We start from the raw sequence: 17,941 nt of genomic DNA, 5'->3' as shown, positions 1-17,941 counted from the left end.
GATCCGGGGGCATCCCGAAGAGTCCTACCCCTCGATCCTACAACAATAGGAGGTGATCTCATGAAACTCTACGTCGGGATCGACGTGAGCTCACGCGACTTAGCCACCTGCATTATGGATCATGAAGGAAATACGTGCGCACGCTTCAAAGTGGATAATCATCTTCTGGGTGCCACCTTCCTTCGGGATCAAATCCTCCTGTGGGCTAACAAGCGAAAGCCAACCGAAATTCTGATCGGGATGGAAGCCACCTCGGTCTACAGTTGGCATCCAGCTATGTTTTTCCACCAGCAGGAGGCCTTGCAGGCTTGGAACGTCAAGGTGTTTACGATCAATCCAAAGCTCATTCGCAAGTTTAAAGAAGCCTATGTCGACTTGGAGAAAACGGATGACATCGATGCTTGGATCATTGCGGATCGGCTTCGCTTCGGCCGTCTGAAGATGACGGCTGTCCTCAAGGAGCAGTTTCTCGCGCTTCAGCGACTGACACGCATGCGATATCATCTCGTCCACCAGTTAACCCGTGAGAAACAGTATTTTCTCCAGCACTTGTTTTACAAATGCAGTTCCTTTACCCAAGAGGTGGACAGTTCGATCTTCGGACATGCCATTCTCGAACTGCTGCTTGAGTCGTGGAGCCTCGATGACATCTGCCAAATGGATGTCAAGCAGTTGGCCGACTTCCTGCGCCAAAAAGGGCGCAATCGCTTTGCCGATCCGGAATGCATCGCCAAGTCGATTCAAAAGGCGGCCCGTTCGTCGTATCGGTTGTCCAAGTGTGTCGAGGATTCCATCGACTTGCTGTTAGGGCTGTCGATTCAATCAATCCGCAGCCTGCAATCGCAGCTCAAAGAGCTCGATAAAGCCATTACCCGCCATCTTGAAGGCATTCCGAACACACTGCAAACCATCCCAGGCATCGGACCGGTTTATACCGCAGGCATCCTGGCCGAAATCGGGCAAATCGAGCGGTTTCACAACCAGGCCGCCTTGGCAAAATATGCCGGCTTGACATGGTCCAAGCACCAATCGGGCCGTTTTCAAGCCGAGGACACCTCCCTCATTCGTTCCGGCAATCGCTATCTCCGTTACTACCTAGTGGAGGCTGCCAACTCGGTGCAACGGCATGATGCGACGTTTCGTGCGTACTACCGGAAGAAGTATGAGGAAGTGCCCAAACACCAACATAAACGAGCCCTCGTCCTCACCGCTAGAAAACTCGTGCGTGTGATCGATGCGCTGCTACGCAACGGTCAAATCTACACGCCAAGAAAGGGGGAAGATCGATAAGAGGATCGATCTGGTATACCAATATCAACCTTTAGACCCAGTTTATTACATGTACCAATACTGGGTTTCTTCAGTATTGCCTTTTTTCGGATCATCGGACAAGGGAATTTCCAATTTCTATGATTTTTCACCTTGACATATTACCGCAGGACTTAAGGTCGAAATAAAATTTTTAATGACTGGTCAGGGTTTTTCATTAATTCAAAACCTTTCTTAATTTCTTCTAAAGGAAGAACATGGGAAACCAATGGATCAAGATTAATTTTGTTTTGTTCGAGTAACTCAATCGCTTTCGTAAAGTCTTCAGGGCTATAGCATCGGGTTGTTTTTAAGGAAATCTCACGAAAATGCATATTAGCCAGTTGAACAGTAGGAGGATTTTTATAGACACTCACAACCATAATCTCACCTTGGAATTTAATACAATCAATCATTTGGTTAGCTGTAATCTGAGTGCCTGCTACTTCGAAAACAACATCAGCCCCGACCCCGTTTGTATAATCTTTTACAACTTGGACAATGTCCGAATTTCTCGCATCTATCGCTTCAAAACCTAAATCTTGTGCAACTTGCAGTCGCATAGAACTAACATCGGAAATGAAGATTTTTCCTGCACCGGCATGTTCAGCAATGATGCCAATTAACAACCCGATCGGCCCCGCTCCTAGAATGGCTATCGTATCACCGACTTTCAGCCTCGAACGTCGAACGGTATGAATGGCCACAGCCAAAGGTTCAAGCATTGCTGCCTCTTTTTCTGTAACAGACTCTGGCAATATGCGTAGTCTATTAATAGGAATGGCCACATATTCAGCAAATCCTCCATCCTTATCGATTCCGATGTATCTTAAGGTCCTGCAAACGTTCATTTGCCCGTTTCTGCATGCTTCACATATGCCACAACTTAAAAGGGGTTCTATCGCTACTTTATCACCCTTTTTCACATGTTGATTTTCTCCCACTTCTGCAACAACCCCACTGAACTCATGTCCCATTATCAATGGGGCCTTTGCTCTCGGATGCAATCCATGATAAATCATCATATCTGTCCCACATATTCCTCCGTAGGAAACCTTAATTAATGCTTCATCCTCTTTTGGAACTGGTATTTCTCTTTCTGTCATTTCTACCTGCATCGGACCTACATATGTTCCTACTTTCATTCAAATTCACTCCTTTGTCATTATTTAATAACTTTATATCGTAGATCTTGAAATATTTAATTTTTCAAGCCATCTACGAGTCTCCTTTGTTAATTGAGTCCAATCCTCTGAGTCTATTAAATCCTTACGCAGCAGTGCACTTCCAACACCAACTGCAATCGCACCTGCATCCAGAAAATCTCTAGCAGTATCGAGTGTAATTCCACCAGTTGTCATAATGGGAATATGACTAAGGGGGCCTTTTACATCTCTAATAAACGCCGATCCCAGAACAGAGGCAGGGAATAGTTTTATCATGGGGGCTCCAAGGTTCACCGCCCTCAGCATTTCACTTGGTGTAAAAACTCCAGGGATAACAGGTACTTCCTTTTTCATTGCAAACCGAACTACCTCTTCATCAAGTACAGGTGTAACGATAAATTGAGCTCCTGCTTTAATCGCTCGCTCACATTCATCTACAGTTAAAACCGTTCCCGCACCTACCAGAATCCGGTTTCTGTAAGCTTCGGCTGTTTCCTCAATCATTTTCTCTGCCAAGTCTGTTTCCATTGTCACTTCTATGGAACGAGCGCCACCTTCAACAAGTGCTTTAATGATGCAAGAACTCTTAGCATACGGTACATTACGTAATACCGGTACAAGAGGAACTGTCGATAGTTGTTTAATAATCATTTAAATCCCACCTACCTTTCGATCGTTTCTTCTACTCCTAAGAACCTGTTCACTTCTTCAAGATAAGGAAGTCCTTCATTATCACCTCTTACTTGCACCACCATTGCACCTATTGCATTGGCAAATTCAAGTGATTTCTCAATCGGCCATCCCTGAAGCGTGCTGTATAAAAATCCGGCATTAAATCCGTCACCTGCTCCAACGGTATCTACAACTTTTTCTACCCGAAAACCTGGTGCATGTTTCCAAGCCCCGTTGACCAATGCATATGAACCGTTGCCTCCATCTTTCATAACAACGCTTTCAAAATTAAATTGATGAAGAGAATGAATCAATTCATGGTCTTCACTAGAATCAAATATAATTTCCAATTCTTCGCGACCAGCCAATAAGAAATCAACATAAGGCAAATACGTTAAAATCGTTTCCCTTGCTTCTTCTTTGGACCATAAACGAAGACGAATATTCGGATCAAATGAAATTTTCACACCATTTTCCTTCGCAATTTGAAGTGCCCGTAAAATAACAGCCCGGTTCTGAGGGTGAATTGCAGGAAACACACCCGTCACATGCAAGATTTTGGATCGTTTTATATAATTTTCTGGCAGCAATTCCGGAGTCAAAGTTTCCGTAGGTGACGGATTACGGTAGTAAAACGTTCTTCCCTTTCCTGTTTCAAATACTTCTTTAAAATTGAGGGATGTTGCGTACCCTTCCACTAATTTCACTTCTGATGTATCTACCCCTTCACCTCGTATTGTGTTAATAATATAACGTCCGAACTCATCTTGGCCAAGACGACCGATCCACCCAGTCGAAAGGCCGAGGCGAGTACATCCTAATATCGTGTTTAACTCGGCCCCACCAATTTTTCTTTCAAACTGGTTGACAAATCGAAGAGGGCCTTTTGAGATTGGTTCAAATGTAATCATCCCGTCGCCAATTGTTATTACATCCATCCTTATGTACTCCTTTGACCTACCCATGATTATGGTCGTACAGCTGTTCCATCTGGAGTGCGAGCTAAAGTCCAGGAAGGGATGCCGCCTGTAACAGGGAATTTCTTCGCTTTCTCTTCATCAATGTCTATACCCAATCCAGGTCTATCGCTTACGTAGGCAAACCCATTTTCAACCACTGGGCAGCCTGGAAATACTTCTTGCAGCGCATCATTAAATGGAGTCCATTCTTGAATCCCAAAGTTCGGTGTACTCAAATCTAAATGAAGGTTAGCTGCAACTCCTACTGGAGAAATATCTCCGGGTCCATGCCAAGCTGTTCGCACCCCGTATAATTCACTAAATGCAGCTAGTTTCTTCGCTGGTGTAATACCGCCAATAAAACTTACGTGGCATCTGATAAAGTCAATTTGCTGATTAGCTATTAAACTCTTGTATTCATTCACATTAGTGAACAGTTCTCCCATCCCGATAGGTGTAGAAGTTTGCTGTCGGATCAATTTAAGCCATTCTATATTCTCCGGTGCAACAGGATCTTCTAGATAAAACAAATGATAAGGTTCTAGTTTTTTAGCTAATCTAACCGCTTCAATAGGTGGAAGTCGTTCATGGATATCATGGATAAATTCCATATTATACCCTATTTTAGAACGCAAATGGTCAAACAACTTGTCGATGCTTTTTGCATAGGCTTCAGGGTCAAAATAACATCCAGGTAATGAATTTTTAGGCGAACGCTTAGGAACTATTTTGTTAGACTTTTCATAGATTGTTGCAATCAATTTTGTATCAGTGGTTCCGCTTCCACCATACATCCCCATTTGGCAGCGGACATACTGGTAGCCTTCTTCCATAAGCGCCAATATGTTTTCTTCAACTGCCACTTCATCCGGACCATCCGCATGGCGGTAAAGAGGAATTCCATCCCTGCATTTGCCGCCTAATAATTCATAGACCGGTAGATTTGCAATTTTCCCCTTAATATCCCAAAGTGCCATATCAATTCCAGATAGTGCATTGTTCATAATTGGTCCGTTTCTCCAGTATCCACTTACATTTGCAGACTGCCAAATATCTTCTATTCTTCTTGGATCTTTTCCAATGAGAAATGGTTTTAAATAATCTTCGATTGCTGTCTTTACTGCGAAAATACGTTGAGTAAAGGTAGCACATCCTAACCCGTATAATCCCGGTTCATTGGTTTCGACTTTTACTACAACTAAATCGATTCCACCGGGTGCAGTTAAAATTACTTTTACATCCTGAATCTTTAATTGGTTCATTTTTACAGCTCCTTCTCAGTTTAGAAAGTATTTAACTTTATAAAGTGGGATTTTCAGAGGATACTTATTAGTTGTCCTACAAGTTTATGTTTAAAAAATATATTACCTCACTAAAAGAAGAGGTAATCTATTTTCTTGAATCCTTTAATTTTTTGATAATTTCACTATTAGTTTCCATTGCCTTACTGAGACTTTGTTTTGCAGTATCAGCATCTCTATTTTGAATAGCTCTGAATATTTGTAAATGGGCTTCTATACTTTCCAATGTTACTCCTAATACCCGATTTAATTCTTCTAAATAATAATAATAAAGATCCCGAATGGAAAGCATCACTCTATAGAAAACTTTATTTTTTGAAGCTTTCGCAATAGCTAAATGGAAATTAAAATCTGCTTCTGAATATTTTTTATAATCATCTTTACAACGGAGCATTTCATTCAGAATTTCTTCCATATTTTCAAAGTCTTCGCTTGTTGCGTTAGCCACAGCTAAATCTAAACATTTATATTCCATTGTCTGTCGAAATACCATCATGTCTAAAAATTCTTCCTCGCTAAGATGCATAATAGGAATAAAGTCATTGATGTGTACCTCACCAATATCTTCAGAAACAAATGTTCCTTTTCCTTGATAAGTTACAACAATCCCTAAACCCCTAAGCCGCTGTATTGCGCTTCGAATACTAACACGGCTCACATTAAACATTTTCTGCAATTGTGTTTCAGAAGGGATCTTACTTCCAGGCGGCCAGGTACCATTAATGATATTTTCTTTTAACTGCTCGTAAACTGAATTTACTATACTTTGCTTATCAATCGATTTAAGTCCCAATTCCCTTACCTCTCTTGTAACATGTACTACAAGTTATGTATCTATAATAACATATGCTTTTTCTAAAGTAAACGTTTTCTTGGGATTTCTTAAAAAATAAATACTTGCAGCAAAAATATATTGGTTACCCAGCTCGGCCATACATCATTCGTTTAATAGTTTTCAACCGGTTTATTTGACCTTCCAGCACACCATTGCTGTATGGGAGAAGAAAAGCGTGTTTTACGGCCTGCAAATCGCTGAGCAAGCGCCGGGCTTCGCAGGCTCCAGCCGGACTGCCACAGGCAGGGAGGCGGCCAGCCGAGAAGACCGGCGCGGGCTTTATTTATGTGATGAATCACCTGATTGGCAGAGGATATATAAATCTTGTTAGAAAGAAAAGAAGAAATAAACGTTGATTCTTTTATTCGATGTCATAAACGTTTATTGTTTTATGGTGTAAATTATCACTTTATTTCGGAACAAAAGAGCCATTTTTTTGCACATTCCTTCAGAAAGCCCTCTCCCCTTTTCTGAAAGAATGTGCTAAATTTTTTGTGAATTATTTCGGAAGAGAAAATCCATCGGTTCATAGGAGGGGGAGGAGGACGTGATTCAATTTCATGACTTTGGCATTGACGTCCAAACGTATGCAGAGCGTGGAAAAGAAAACGACTTCCCTCTTCTGAAAAAGTGTCCGCATTGCCGGGCCAAGCGCCCGTTGCACCGCCACGGTTACTATGAGCGAAACGCATTGACCCCACATGGTGATTATCGCATTTGGATTGTCCGGTATCGCTGTCGGGAATGCTTGAAGACGGTGAGTGTGCTGCCTTCCTTTCTCCTCCCGTATTTTCAGTATACGTTGTCCGCCATATGGCAAGTCGTGAAAGAGCAGTTGGGATTGACCGAGGGGACGAACCGGGCTCCGTTTCTCCCGACAAAGGACGGCATCATCTTTTATGTCCGACGGTTCTGCCGAAACCTATCAAGCCTTCACAGCTTTTTTGCGAGGCGGTGGAGGATCATAGGCCCTATCGTGAAAAAAGAAAAGGAACGGGCTTCCTGGTGGATCCGGACGTTGGAGAAACACGGTCTCTATTCGGTCATCAGAGACATGTGGGAGAACGGATTCCGACACCCTTTTGCGAATCAAATGGGATCCTGATTTTACATACATATCCTAAATTGGAAATAGTTGAGGTTCTCACAAACCTTTCCTATCGACGGAGAAAAAGCGATCCGGTACGATAAGGGCAGACGGACCGGAACGGTCCTGATTCCAAGTGAGACAAGGAGGAGATTCGAATGGATGAGTCGATGAGACACGACATTGCCCTGTTTCGGTACGGGCTAATCGCTCCGTTGGTGAATGGGCAGGTGGAACCGAAGACGTATCTGAAAGAGGTGAGCGAGCGAGTGCACCATGTTCCCCACCAGGGCGACAAACGAATCGCAGCCAAGACGATCCTCGATTGGTGCACCCGATACAAAAAAGGGGGCTTTGACGCCTTAAAGCCGAAGCGCCGTTCGGACCGCGGCCACTCAAGGCGTCTGTCGCCCGATGATGAGGATCATATTTTAGCCCTAAGAAAAGAACATCCCACCATGCCCGTGACGGTGTTCTACGAACACCTGATCGAGCAGGGGGAAATCCCAGAAAATTATACCTCTTACTTTACTATATACCGATTGTTGAAAAAACACAACCTTGTCGGGAAAGAAATCTTGCCCATGCCGGAGCGAAAGCGCTTTGCGTATGACCAGATCAATGAGCTTTGGCAAGGGGACTTATCCCATGGACCAACGATTCGAGTCAATGGGAAAGCCCAGAAAACGTTTTTGATCGCCTATATCGATGACTGCTCGCGGTTTGTGCCGTACGCGCAGTTTTTCCCTTCGGAGAAGTTTGACGGGCTGCGGATCGTCACGAAGGAAGCGGTGCTTCGTTGCGGGAAGCCGAAGCGCATTTACTCGGACAACGGGAAAATTTATCGATCCGAGGTGCTGCAGTATGCGTGCGCCGAGATGGGAATTACGCTCATCCACACCCAGCCGTATGACCCGCAAAGCAAAGGGAAAATCGAACGGTTCTTCCGCACCGTACAGACGCGGTTTTATCCGCTGCTGGAGTTGGATCCCCCGAAGTCGCTCGAAGAGCTGAACGAGCGCTTTTGGAGGTGGCTTGAAGAGGAGTATCATCGAAAACCGCACGCCTCGCTGGACGGAAAAACGCCGCATGAGGTGTTTCAATCGCAAGTGCATCTCGTGTCGTTCATCGAAGATAGCGATTGGCTGGATGCGATTTTTCTGAAGCGGGAGCACCGCAAGGTCAAAGCCGATGGAACGATCACCTTGAACAAGCAGCTGTATGAAGTGCCGCCCCGGTTCATTGGGCAATCGATTGAACTCCGCTATGACGAACGGGGCGTCTATGTGTACGAAGATGGAAGGAAGGTGGCGGAGGCCGTTCGGGTTCGTTTGGAGGACAACGCCTATGTAAAACGCCATCGGTCCCCGTTTGCGGCGATTCCGGCGAAGGAGGGAGAACACGGTGTATAAATCGTTTTACTCCCTTTCGCGGGAGCCGTTTGCGAAAGAAACAGACCCGTCCGAGGCGTATCAAGGGGCGTCGTTTCAGGAAGCGTTGCGGGCGATGGAGTACGTGAAACGAACCCGGGGGATCGGGCTGTTGATCGGAGAGCCGGGGGCGGGCAAGACGTTCGCCCTTCGGGCGCTGAAAGAATCATTGAATCCATCATTGTATCATGTCGTCTACTTTCCGTTATCCACCGGAGGCGTGATGGATTTTTACCGTGGTTTGGCCTTGGGATTAGGAGAGGAACCGAAGTACCGCAAGGTAGACCTCTTCCGCCAAATCCAGCAGGCGATCGAGCGATTGTATCATGAACGGCGGATCACGCCGGTGTTCATTTTGGACGAGATGCATTTAGCGAAGGATGCATTTTTACAGGACATCGCGATCTTGTTCAACTTTGAGATGGATTCGACCAACCCATTTGTCTTGATTTTGGCCGGGCTGCCCCATTTACAGGGGAAGCTGCGGCTCAATCAGCACCGCCCTCTCGACCAGCGGATCATCATGCGATACCGGATGGGGCCGCTGGAGAAGGAAGAGGTGGCGGGCTACATCAAGCATCGGATGAAACAGGCCGGGGCGAAGCACCCGATCTTCACCCCATCGGCGTTAGAGGCGATTGCCCTGCAGTCGCGGGGATGGCCTCGGGTGATCAACACGTTAGCCACGACGTGCCTGTTATACGGGTATCAGCTGAAAAAGGACGCCATTGACGAAGAAGTGGTGCGCATGGCCGCAGAGGAAATGGGGTATTAGCACGAAAGGGGCCGAATCGGCCTCTTTTGTGCTTTCTCTTTTCCATCGGTCCATCAGGCGCGCTGGAAATCTTCATCTGAAAGAGCGTGCAAACGTTCCGAAAGAATGTGCAAAATCCGGAACAATCCGCAAAAATTTTGCACATTATTTCCGAATCCGCCTGAAATAATTTGAAAAAGGGATTCTGAAATAATGTGCTAGTTTACATTATGGATACTTTATTCGTTGTTTGAAAGCTTCCCGCCGATGCGGTGAACTGCTTTCCGGCTTCGCTACGTATAGCTATAGCTATGGACGTTATCATATGTGTTCATGTAATGCTGTTTTAAGCTTTTTGTTCTCTGTTTTTAAGTGGTAAATCTCGGTTTTGGTTTAGGTATTTTCTCCGTTTTTAAACCTCTTCTTCACAACTTCACCAAACAAATATAAATGTGAGTCCAAACCGAATGTAACATAGTGGCTAATTGTGGAATGAAAAATACCACCAGCTTTGGTGGTACTCAGTTTAGTGTTTCGTTAAAATGTTTAGCCATGAATAGCTGCAAGTAACTCGTTAAACTTACTTCCGGTAATTCCTTGGATTGATCCCATTCAAAATATCTTATATTTTGTATTAAAGAACAAAAATCGGGATTTCGTAATAAGTGCATAGTTAATTTATTTTTGGCAGTAGGTTTTAAAGTGATTGATGGCTTGTTTTCTATAATTGTTCTAACAATTCCCAACAGCATGTCAGTCATTTCTACTCCGATTTCTTCGCCCTTAGGAACTAGTCTGCAATTGTTAATCACGTAATTTTCCCCTCTATAAAGCGCTTGAATATTTAATAAGTCCTTTACTAAACCATCTAAATTCAATTTAACGTCATGTTCGTATTTATCTCTAAGTTGGAAAAGATTAAGATTTTCGTACTCGTTAGCTTTTTCGATTAACACTTCCGCTTCTATGTCGATGTTCTTACCATATCCTCTTAGTAAACCATAAAGAATTCTTTCGGGAAACTTTGTGTAAATCATGTCTTCAACTACATCTTTTCCTAATTCAGTGGCACCAACAAGAGCAGAATAATTATAATTAATCACAATCATTTTGATGAACTTAGAATACTTTGCTAAAGTTTCTCCAACACGAATAAAATTATCCCTTTCATTCGCATCGCCATAATAACCCTTAAAATGTAACTTAATCAATCCATCCCGTAATTTTTGAGTTAATAATTGGAAATCATCTTGATAGTATATTTCATGCGGAATAGATAAGCCACCCATCAAATTAGGTTTGACACTTCCTTTTCCGCTCTCATCAAAAAATATCATTATCTTTTCCTTACCCACTAATTAACACCCTTCCTTACAACTGGAAGTTGACTTTTGCTTACGTCTTATTATAATATAAGGGTACATCAATATCTCTCGGGATTCCGCGAGATATTGAATATAGACGGTGAGTAACTCGGGATTCCGCGTGAAAAACCGTCGAAGTACTGTTAACTACCGTTTTAGGTATTTTTTATTTTTTTGTGTAAAATTAAGAATTTTCTTCATATAACCCAGCACTTTGCTGGGTATATTACTTTATTTTTTAAGCTCATTTAAATATTTTTCTAAAGCTTCTTCAATAAGCAAATAAATATTCTTCTCCTGCAGGATCGATTGCATTTTCAGCTCTTTGTGCAAATCCGTCCGCAAATCGAAGGATACGCGTTTTCTTTCCACTTTGTTTCCTTCCTTTCTTTCTTGGTTGTTTTCTTCATTCGAAGAAACGTTGGTTTCATCTCCAACAGGTTCTACTAAAACTTGCGTAGGTGTAATGACTTTTTGCTGGCGCTTTAGATTTTTGATGTCATCTACTTTTGACACGTTCCATCAGCTCCTTATAGAAGTTTTCGTATTGTTCCAAAGCCTGCTGTAGTTCGTTGTTTTGATCAAAGCCGTACAGCGACAAGCGGCCGATCGGGGCTTTGCGTGTGATGACGGTTTTAAACACTTCATTTGGGTAGTCTTCCTCGATCATTTCGTTAAAAGCTTTGGCGTCATTGCGTCTTACATCGTTCATGGTTCGTAAAATGCTAAGCAGCCGCGTGTTGTGTCTTCCATGTCGTCTGGCGCCGTCTACAGAATCCATGAAGTTTGGAATCGCGGAATAGCACCAGTTGGAGCATTCAAACAATACGACGACATATTGGCTAGCGCATAAAGCATTGGTAGTCTGTTCGCTTAAGGACGGAGGAATGTCGATCACGATAAAGTCATATTCGTTGCGTACTTCCTCCAGAGTTTCATCGAGCACCAAGCTCGGATTTCCATGATATTTGATTCTATCCCCCGTATATGTAATACCCGTATAAATCCAGCGTGGAAAAGTCGCTAGGAAGTTATTGGCCGGCAATAGGTCCAGGTTTTCATCGATTTGCACGATGTATTTTTTCGGATCGCGGTATTGCATGGCTTCGAGCACAGATTTTTCTACGAATTCGTTTGCCGGTTTCTTGGAAAGCAGCTCGGTCAGGTTTCCTTGCGAATCCATGTCGATCGCAAGCACTCTGTATCCATCCCGGCTTAATAAATACGCTAAAACCCCTGTGGTAGTTGATTTTCCGCTCCTTTTTGGATGCCCATGGTGATAGTGATCGCCAACCTTCGTATCCTCCTTTCTTCCAACGTTTATTTCTTCTTTTCTTTGTAGATTTATTCTACTAAAGTTTTGATAACCCTGCAATCTTTATAAAATTTTACTAACATCGTATCCTAATTCTTCTGCGTACTCTGTTTGTTCTAATACTTCATTAAGAAATTGTTCCGGTGTACAGTTTTGTAGTTATCAAATACAGTAAACAAACCAAACTCCATAATGATAGTCCCTACATACCTTTTTATTAAAACAAAAACTAGTAGCAACAAAAGTGATGCTAGTATAATTCCATGGACACATCTAAGTTAAATTTTCATATAACTGACCATAATAAAAAATGAAAGGATGTGTCCTTATGGGTAACCATAGTACTGGAAAAAAATTTAATGAAGACTTCAAAAAAAATGGTTGTTGATCTTTACAACACTGGCAGCTCTGTGAAAGATTTATGCAGCGAATATGGCGTATCAGATGTATCAATCTACAGATGGATTAAGCAATATTCCCCTATCGATTTGGAAGATGGAACATCTGTCACTCCGGATGATGTTGTCAAGCTGCAAAAAGAAATCCGTCGTCTTCAGGAGGAAAACGACATTTTAAAAAAGGCTATGGCCATATTCGCGAAAAAGTAAGTCAAGACGATCTCGTTTCTGTGATTGATCAACATAAAGACCAGTATTCCATTAAAACGCTTTGCAAAGTGTTCGAAATACCTAGAAGTACGTACTATCAATCACTTCAACAGGTTGAGTCGAATCGTAACCGGGAAAACAAGGAATGAACCGACAAAATCATAGAAATTCATACAGAAAGCAAACAACGCTATGGTGCTCCCAAAATCCATATCACTCTTCAAAAAAAAGGCTATTTGGTGAGCCTAAAAAGAGTCCAGCGTTTGATGAAAAAAGCTGGAATTCGTTCGATCATTTCGAAAAAATACCGTCCATATTCAAGTAATCAAAGAGTGAAAGAACGAGAAAATCTATTAGAACAGGATTTTTCGACAAATTCCATTAATGAAAAATGGGTATCAGATATTACTTATATCCATACAGTGAAAGACGGTTGGTGTTATTTAGCTTCTGTACTGGATTTGCATTCTAAAAAGGTTATTGGTTATTCCTTTTCGCGGACGATGACAACGGATCTGGTGATTCAAGCTTTAGCAAACGCGTATGACACTCAAACTCCGGAAAGAGGGCTTATCATTCATACTGACCTAGGTTCTCAATATACAAGTGAAGAATTTACTAAGTATGTTCAATCCAAAGGCATGAAACAGTCATTCAGCCGCAAAGGTTGCCCATATGATAGTGCGTGCATGGAATCTTTTCATGCCATTTTGAAGAAAGAAGAAATACAAAACGTCAAATATATGGATTACCAGTCAGCTACATTAGCTTTATTTCAATACATTGAAGGTTGGTATAATCGAAAAAGAATTCATAGTAGCATTGGCTATAAAACCCCACAAGAGCTAGAGGACTACATTCGGCGTACCGCCTAATCGCTATCTTGAGATTGTGCACCCGCTTTACATGGAGTGGCGGGCATGATAGCCTTGTTTGGCGATGCCGATGTTTTACACATCTGCCTTCTTGGCAGGAGAATCATGCCCGCAGAGGCTCCTTGTCAAGTGTCACTGCCTTACCACACTTATATGGGCAGACACTTAATTAAAAAAATAACTTTTTTTGTGTCCAAAAATTTGACTTAGATCCAAAAATCTCGAATCCAATCGTTATACACCATTCTAGAAAAACAAGGAGACGGTGCTCAGAACAACCGACTCAGTGCCATCATCATGGATATCTCTGGTAAAATAACGAAAGACATGAACCTCCATTTTTGCTAGGAGATTCATGTCTATTTCAAAAGGCCGATTTCCCCTTCCTTGACTTCAAAGTTAAATCCCTTTAATGCCGTTTTCGCTTGTTTTGGGTATGTGTAGGTTAATTGTTTGATCTCAATCATTCCTCCATCAATCCTTTCGCCAGCCATTTCGCTTGAAGCACTAACGCTTCGGCAAACTTCTCCCCTATCTCATCGCGGTACAAAAGCTGCAAAAAGAAGCTGCGTATGACCGCGACGATTGTACGTGGGTTTTCTTTTACCATAACTCCTTCGTCTTGCCATTTTTCAATAAGAGGCACAAGTGCATCTTCATCCTCTGTCGTATGCTGGTCAACATATTCCGGCGGTAACTTCCGCATTAAAAGTTCATATTCTTTTCGATCAATCATCAAGCGCAAAATCGGTTCTTGTTCGATCAACTTTACAGCTTGTACTAACAAATCTGCCAATCGTTCTTGCGTTAATGGCTTCTCTGTCCACTCAACTAGAAGTATTTCTCTTAATTTTCGTTCCTCCATTTGAAACACTTCATAAAACAACGCTTCTTTGGAGGGGAAAAATAAATAAAACGCTCCTTGTGAAATGCCAGCAGCTTCAGTCAAAGCCGCAACAGTTGTTTTTTGTATCCCGTATTGACGAAACATTGCTTTGGCTGCTTCTAATAATGTTTGACGTATCGTTTCCTTTTCTTCCTCACGAAATTTACGTGGGCATCGAATCACCTTCTTTATGTTTATATGAATATTTTTATTTTATATTCACAGAAAGTGTGAAAAAAATCAAGAAAAATATTTCTTCAAGAATGGGGCTGTCTAATAAGCGTTTTTTCGGCTTATTGACGGCCCCCTTTTATGTTTTAGAAACGTTGATATATCATCGATGTTTATGATTTTTTGTTTTCAATAGGGATTTGACTTTCTAAGACAGCTCCTTCTTTTTTTACCATATTTACTAAATTCTATTTCATTTTTTCACCAAAGCATGCAGAAAATTCTCTTAAGCTGAATTTGTCTAAAATCTGACTTCTTTTTTTCAAGACTTATTGCACAGCTCTTCTTTTAACAGCTTCGGTAAATAATCGATATGAAATACATCATCTGGAAAGGTGATTCCTAAGTCTTCATCTTCATATAAAAACTCTTGAAGCACCTCATTTAATGCCGTCATATAAAATTCATGCAAAAATTCGTAGCTGAAGGTTTCCCGAGGCATTAAAGATTGCGCACACACATTCGGATGGCAATAATTTAAATACGTGCGGCACGGAGTCGGTCTGACCTCGTAAACTTTGCAAGTATTGGACGACCGATCTAAAAATGGACAGCTCACTTGTTCAGAAATGTACTTGAATTTAAATTGAGGATCTTCATGAAAATCGATGGAGCATACTTTTTCCAGTTGCTCCTTGTTCGATTCAAAATAATTGAACAAATGTCCAAGAATATCCTGTTTTTGTTCTTCTGGCAGTCTTTGAATATATTGCAAAATTAATTTGGCTTCCAAGCGCGTGGTAATAATCGGAAAATAACAACAATAAGCACAGCCTTTAAAACAGGAAGGTTGTATATTCACTTTTGTTTCAATTTCTTTAATTTGGGAATCTATTAATTTTAAAAGTGCTATAAATGTTTCTAAAATAATTTCGGAAGCACTTTCGTTTTCTGAGTTTTCTAAAATATGATCAATCGTGTCATAAAACAGCTGCTCATCCGGAATATAATGTATATTAATTGTTTCACAGATTTTCAACATGTCTTCGTAGGTTAATCGATTATCCAAAAGACTTCGACTCCTTGCAACAATGTCTTTTCAATATCGTAAATCATCGCCTGCAAAAAATCCATCAGGTACATCTTTTAAAATTTCAGCAACCAAAATGCACCTTTAGCCGTCAAACCGCTTCCAATCAGCTACTTTCTACAAATGATTCGATAATTTTAACATTCGTTACAGTCCCAGTTTGTCTCAAGTACTTTCAGGTGCTGAGCGCTGGAATATGTCTAGTTTCAGGAGATCATACCCAAAAGACTTTCCTTATTTTAAATATTTTAAAATTAGCTCATAGCAAGTTTTCTTATAAAACTCATGAAGATGATCTTCATCACGCATTAACCACTGAATGAGACATCCATCGATGATCGAGCGAATCATTTTGGAAGCTGTATCGACATCAATGTCAGCTGAAAACGTTCCTTCCTCTTGACCAAGAGCAACAATGTCGCGGCCGATTTTCCAGCAGTTTTCGTAAAACTTGAGATTTATAAGCCGATATTGCGGATTTCGGCTCGCTTGTGCCATAAAATCAAGGTACACTTTGTAAAATTTTTTATTCTTTTTTGGATCGATAAAAACAGAATGGATATAAGCCTCTAATTTATTTATCGCTGCTGTCTGCTTACTAACCGCTTTATACTCATGTTGATAAATGCGATCCGTCACCCATTCCAGCAAGCTTAAAAAAACGTCCTCCTTATTTTCAAAGTAATAATTCGTAACCCCTTTGCTTACACCTGCATAATCAGCAATATCCTGCAATGTTACCGTTTCGTACCCTTTATCTGAAACAGCTTGAAAAGCAGCCCTTAAAATTTGTTCTCGCCTTTCTTCTGCTTTTTTCTTCATAAAAACACCCCTCAAACTTCGGTCATAACGCTATTATACATGAATTTTTGACGATAAAAATATTTTGACCGGTCAGAATAATTTTGTTATCGTAAAAACAAGAATATGAAAAACAATAAGGGGGATGTCGAGTGGACCACTTCAAAGCGTTAGTAGTGAACAAAACGGAGACAGATTTTTCAGTGAAAGTACAAACCATTTCCATGAATGACCTTCCAGAAGGAGATGTCGTCATAAAAGTTGCTTATTCCAGTGTCAATTATAAAGATGGATTAGCTTCCATTCCGAATGGGAAAATTGTAAAATCGTATCCGTTCGTACCAGGTATCGATCTAGCCGGCACTGTTGTTTCTTCTAAAGATCCGCGCTTTAAAGAGGGAGACGAAGTTATTGCAACAAGCTATGAAATCGGCGTGACACATTACGGCGGCTACAGCGAATACGCCCGCATTCCTGCAGATTGGATTGTCCCTCTTCCAAAAGGATTGACACTAAAAGATGCTATGGCTTTAGGAACAGCTGGATTTACGGCGGCATTGTCTGTCCATCGTTTAGAAGAAAATGGATTAACTCCTGACAAAGGAAAAGTACTCGTTACAGGAGCAACCGGCGGAGTCGGAAGCATCGCAGTTTCCATGTTGGCAAAACGAAACTATCATGTTGTCGCAAGTACAGGCAAAGAAACAGAACATGAATATTTACGCGAGCTTGGCGCAAAAGAAATCCTTTCTCGCGAAGAAGTTTGTCCAGAACAGATCCGTCCGTTAGATAAACAATATTGGGCAGCAGCCGTTGACCCTGTAGGCGGGAAAACCCTTGCCGCAATCCTTAGCAGAATTCAATACAACGGCTCTGTAGCAGTCAGTGGGCTAACTGGAGGCAGCGACGTTCCAACGACTGTCTTCCCATTTATTTTGCGAGGAGTCAACCTGCTTGGCATCGATTCGGTCTATTGCCAAATGGAATTGCGAAAACAAATTTGGGAGCGAATGGCCGCTGATTTAAAACCTGATAAACTACTAGAATCTATTGCGCAAGAAATCACACTCGATCAGCTTCCTGACGCATTATCGAACATTCTAAAAGGCAAACTGCGCGGCAGAACGGTTGTAAAGCTCTCATAATACTCGCAGCACTTTCTGGGTTTTGCTTGAAAATAGTTCCCTTTTTGAAACGGGAAATCGGTATTTAAAAAAATTTTTTAGTGAATTGATGACAAAAAGCTCAGCATATGCCGAGCTTTTTGTCTGTCAACAGTTCTTAAAAAAAGTTTGCAGCTCGTACCAGCAACTAATCCG

The 17,941-nt window shown here is 41.8% G+C and carries 15 protein-coding genes and 2 pseudogenes; 6 read left to right on the top strand and 11 right to left on the bottom strand.

Going from position 1 to position 17,941, the window contains the following annotated elements:
- Window positions 1-60: 60 nt before the first annotated feature.
- Window positions 61-1,290 carry an IS110 family transposase gene (locus NSR00_RS14980; RefSeq protein ID WP_027725928.1) on the top strand — a complete coding sequence of 410 codons (1,230 nt, stop codon included), beginning with the start codon at window positions 61-63 and terminating at the stop codon, window positions 1,288-1,290.
- A 152-nt stretch (window positions 1,291-1,442) separates the two neighbouring features.
- On the opposite strand, the gene NSR00_RS14975 is transcribed toward NSR00_RS14980, so the two are convergent.
- The 5 genes from NSR00_RS14975 to NSR00_RS14955 form a co-directional block, all read right to left on the bottom strand.
- Window positions 1,443-2,453, bottom strand: coding sequence for a zinc-dependent alcohol dehydrogenase (locus tag NSR00_RS14975; RefSeq protein WP_340732874.1), 1,011 nt, complete (start codon window positions 2,451-2,453; stop codon window positions 1,443-1,445).
- A 33-nt stretch (window positions 2,454-2,486) separates the two neighbouring features.
- Window positions 2,487-3,125: a bifunctional 4-hydroxy-2-oxoglutarate aldolase/2-dehydro-3-deoxy-phosphogluconate aldolase gene (locus tag NSR00_RS14970; RefSeq protein WP_340789620.1), complete on the bottom strand. Its 639-nt coding sequence runs from the start codon at window positions 3,123-3,125 to the stop codon at window positions 2,487-2,489.
- 11 nt (window positions 3,126-3,136) lie between these two features.
- Entirely contained in the window at window positions 3,137-4,084 is a 948-nt protein-coding gene (locus NSR00_RS14965; RefSeq protein WP_340732871.1) for a sugar kinase, read from the bottom strand.
- Between the two features lie 29 nt (window positions 4,085-4,113).
- Window positions 4,114-5,367, bottom strand: a complete 1,254-nt coding sequence (locus tag NSR00_RS14960) for an enolase C-terminal domain-like protein (protein WP_340789618.1) — start codon at window positions 5,365-5,367, stop codon at window positions 4,114-4,116.
- A gap of 127 nt (window positions 5,368-5,494) precedes the next feature.
- Window positions 5,495-6,199 (bottom strand): FadR/GntR family transcriptional regulator, encoded by a 705-nt coding sequence (locus NSR00_RS14955; RefSeq protein WP_340789617.1) that lies wholly within the window; start codon window positions 6,197-6,199, stop codon window positions 5,495-5,497.
- Window positions 6,200-6,788: 589 nt separating this feature from the next.
- On the opposite strand from NSR00_RS14955, the gene NSR00_RS14950 reads away from it, so the two are divergent.
- The 3 genes from NSR00_RS14950 to NSR00_RS14940 all read left to right on the top strand — a co-directional run bounded on the left by NSR00_RS14950 (window position 6,789) and on the right by NSR00_RS14940 (window position 9,533).
- Entirely contained in the window at window positions 6,789-7,346 is a 558-nt protein-coding gene (locus tag NSR00_RS14950) for a DUF6431 domain-containing protein (RefSeq protein ID WP_340789616.1), read from the top strand.
- A gap of 140 nt (window positions 7,347-7,486) precedes the next feature.
- Window positions 7,487-8,740: an IS481 family transposase gene (locus NSR00_RS14945; RefSeq protein WP_340789615.1), complete on the top strand. Its 1,254-nt coding sequence runs from the start codon at window positions 7,487-7,489 to the stop codon at window positions 8,738-8,740.
- Window positions 8,733-9,533 (top strand): ExeA family protein, encoded by an 801-nt coding sequence (locus NSR00_RS14940; protein ID WP_340787332.1) that lies wholly within the window; start codon window positions 8,733-8,735, stop codon window positions 9,531-9,533. Before NSR00_RS14945 ends, NSR00_RS14940 begins: the two co-directional genes overlap by 8 nt.
- A gap of 500 nt (window positions 9,534-10,033) precedes the next feature.
- Here the strand turns inward: NSR00_RS14940 and NSR00_RS14935 are convergent, their stop codons facing one another.
- From NSR00_RS14935 to NSR00_RS14925, 3 genes and pseudogenes are all read right to left on the bottom strand, one after another.
- Window positions 10,034-10,867, bottom strand: a complete 834-nt coding sequence (locus tag NSR00_RS14935; protein WP_340789614.1) for a hypothetical protein — start codon at window positions 10,865-10,867, stop codon at window positions 10,034-10,036.
- A gap of 240 nt (window positions 10,868-11,107) precedes the next feature.
- Entirely contained in the window at window positions 11,108-11,392 is a 285-nt protein-coding gene (locus NSR00_RS14930; RefSeq protein ID WP_094245219.1) for a hypothetical protein, read from the bottom strand.
- Window positions 11,376-12,169: pseudogene (locus tag NSR00_RS14925) on the bottom strand (ParA family protein). Before NSR00_RS14925 ends, NSR00_RS14930 begins: the two are co-directional and overlap by 17 nt.
- Before the next feature lie 381 nt (window positions 12,170-12,550).
- Between NSR00_RS14925 and NSR00_RS14920 the strand changes: the two are divergent.
- Window positions 12,551-13,674 (top strand): annotated as a pseudogene (locus NSR00_RS14920) (IS3 family transposase).
- A gap of 463 nt (window positions 13,675-14,137) precedes the next feature.
- On the opposite strand, the gene NSR00_RS14915 reads toward NSR00_RS14920, so the two are convergent.
- From NSR00_RS14915 to NSR00_RS14905, 3 genes are all read right to left on the bottom strand, one after another.
- On the bottom strand, window positions 14,138-14,743 hold the full coding sequence (locus NSR00_RS14915) for a TetR/AcrR family transcriptional regulator (protein ID WP_340789613.1): 606 nt from the start codon (window positions 14,741-14,743) through the stop codon (window positions 14,138-14,140).
- Between the two features lie 310 nt (window positions 14,744-15,053).
- Complete coding sequence (locus NSR00_RS14910; protein WP_340789612.1) at window positions 15,054-15,800, bottom strand: YkgJ family cysteine cluster protein; 747 nt, start codon at window positions 15,798-15,800, stop codon at window positions 15,054-15,056.
- 255 nt (window positions 15,801-16,055) lie between these two features.
- Window positions 16,056-16,643 (bottom strand): TetR/AcrR family transcriptional regulator, encoded by a 588-nt coding sequence (locus NSR00_RS14905; protein ID WP_327863938.1) that lies wholly within the window; start codon window positions 16,641-16,643, stop codon window positions 16,056-16,058.
- Window positions 16,644-16,774: 131 nt separating this feature from the next.
- Between NSR00_RS14905 and NSR00_RS14900 the strand changes: the two genes are divergently transcribed.
- A complete protein-coding gene (locus tag NSR00_RS14900; RefSeq protein ID WP_340789611.1) occupies window positions 16,775-17,767 on the top strand; it encodes an NADPH:quinone oxidoreductase family protein in 993 nt (330 codons plus the stop codon).
- Window positions 17,768-17,941: the final 174 nt, after the last annotated feature.

Source organism: Aeribacillus sp. FSL K6-8394 (assembly GCF_038008865.1).
Classification (GTDB): Bacteria; Bacillota; Bacilli; order Bacillales; family Aeribacillaceae; genus Aeribacillus; species Aeribacillus composti.
This window is presented reverse-complemented; position numbering and strand designations above follow the sequence as displayed.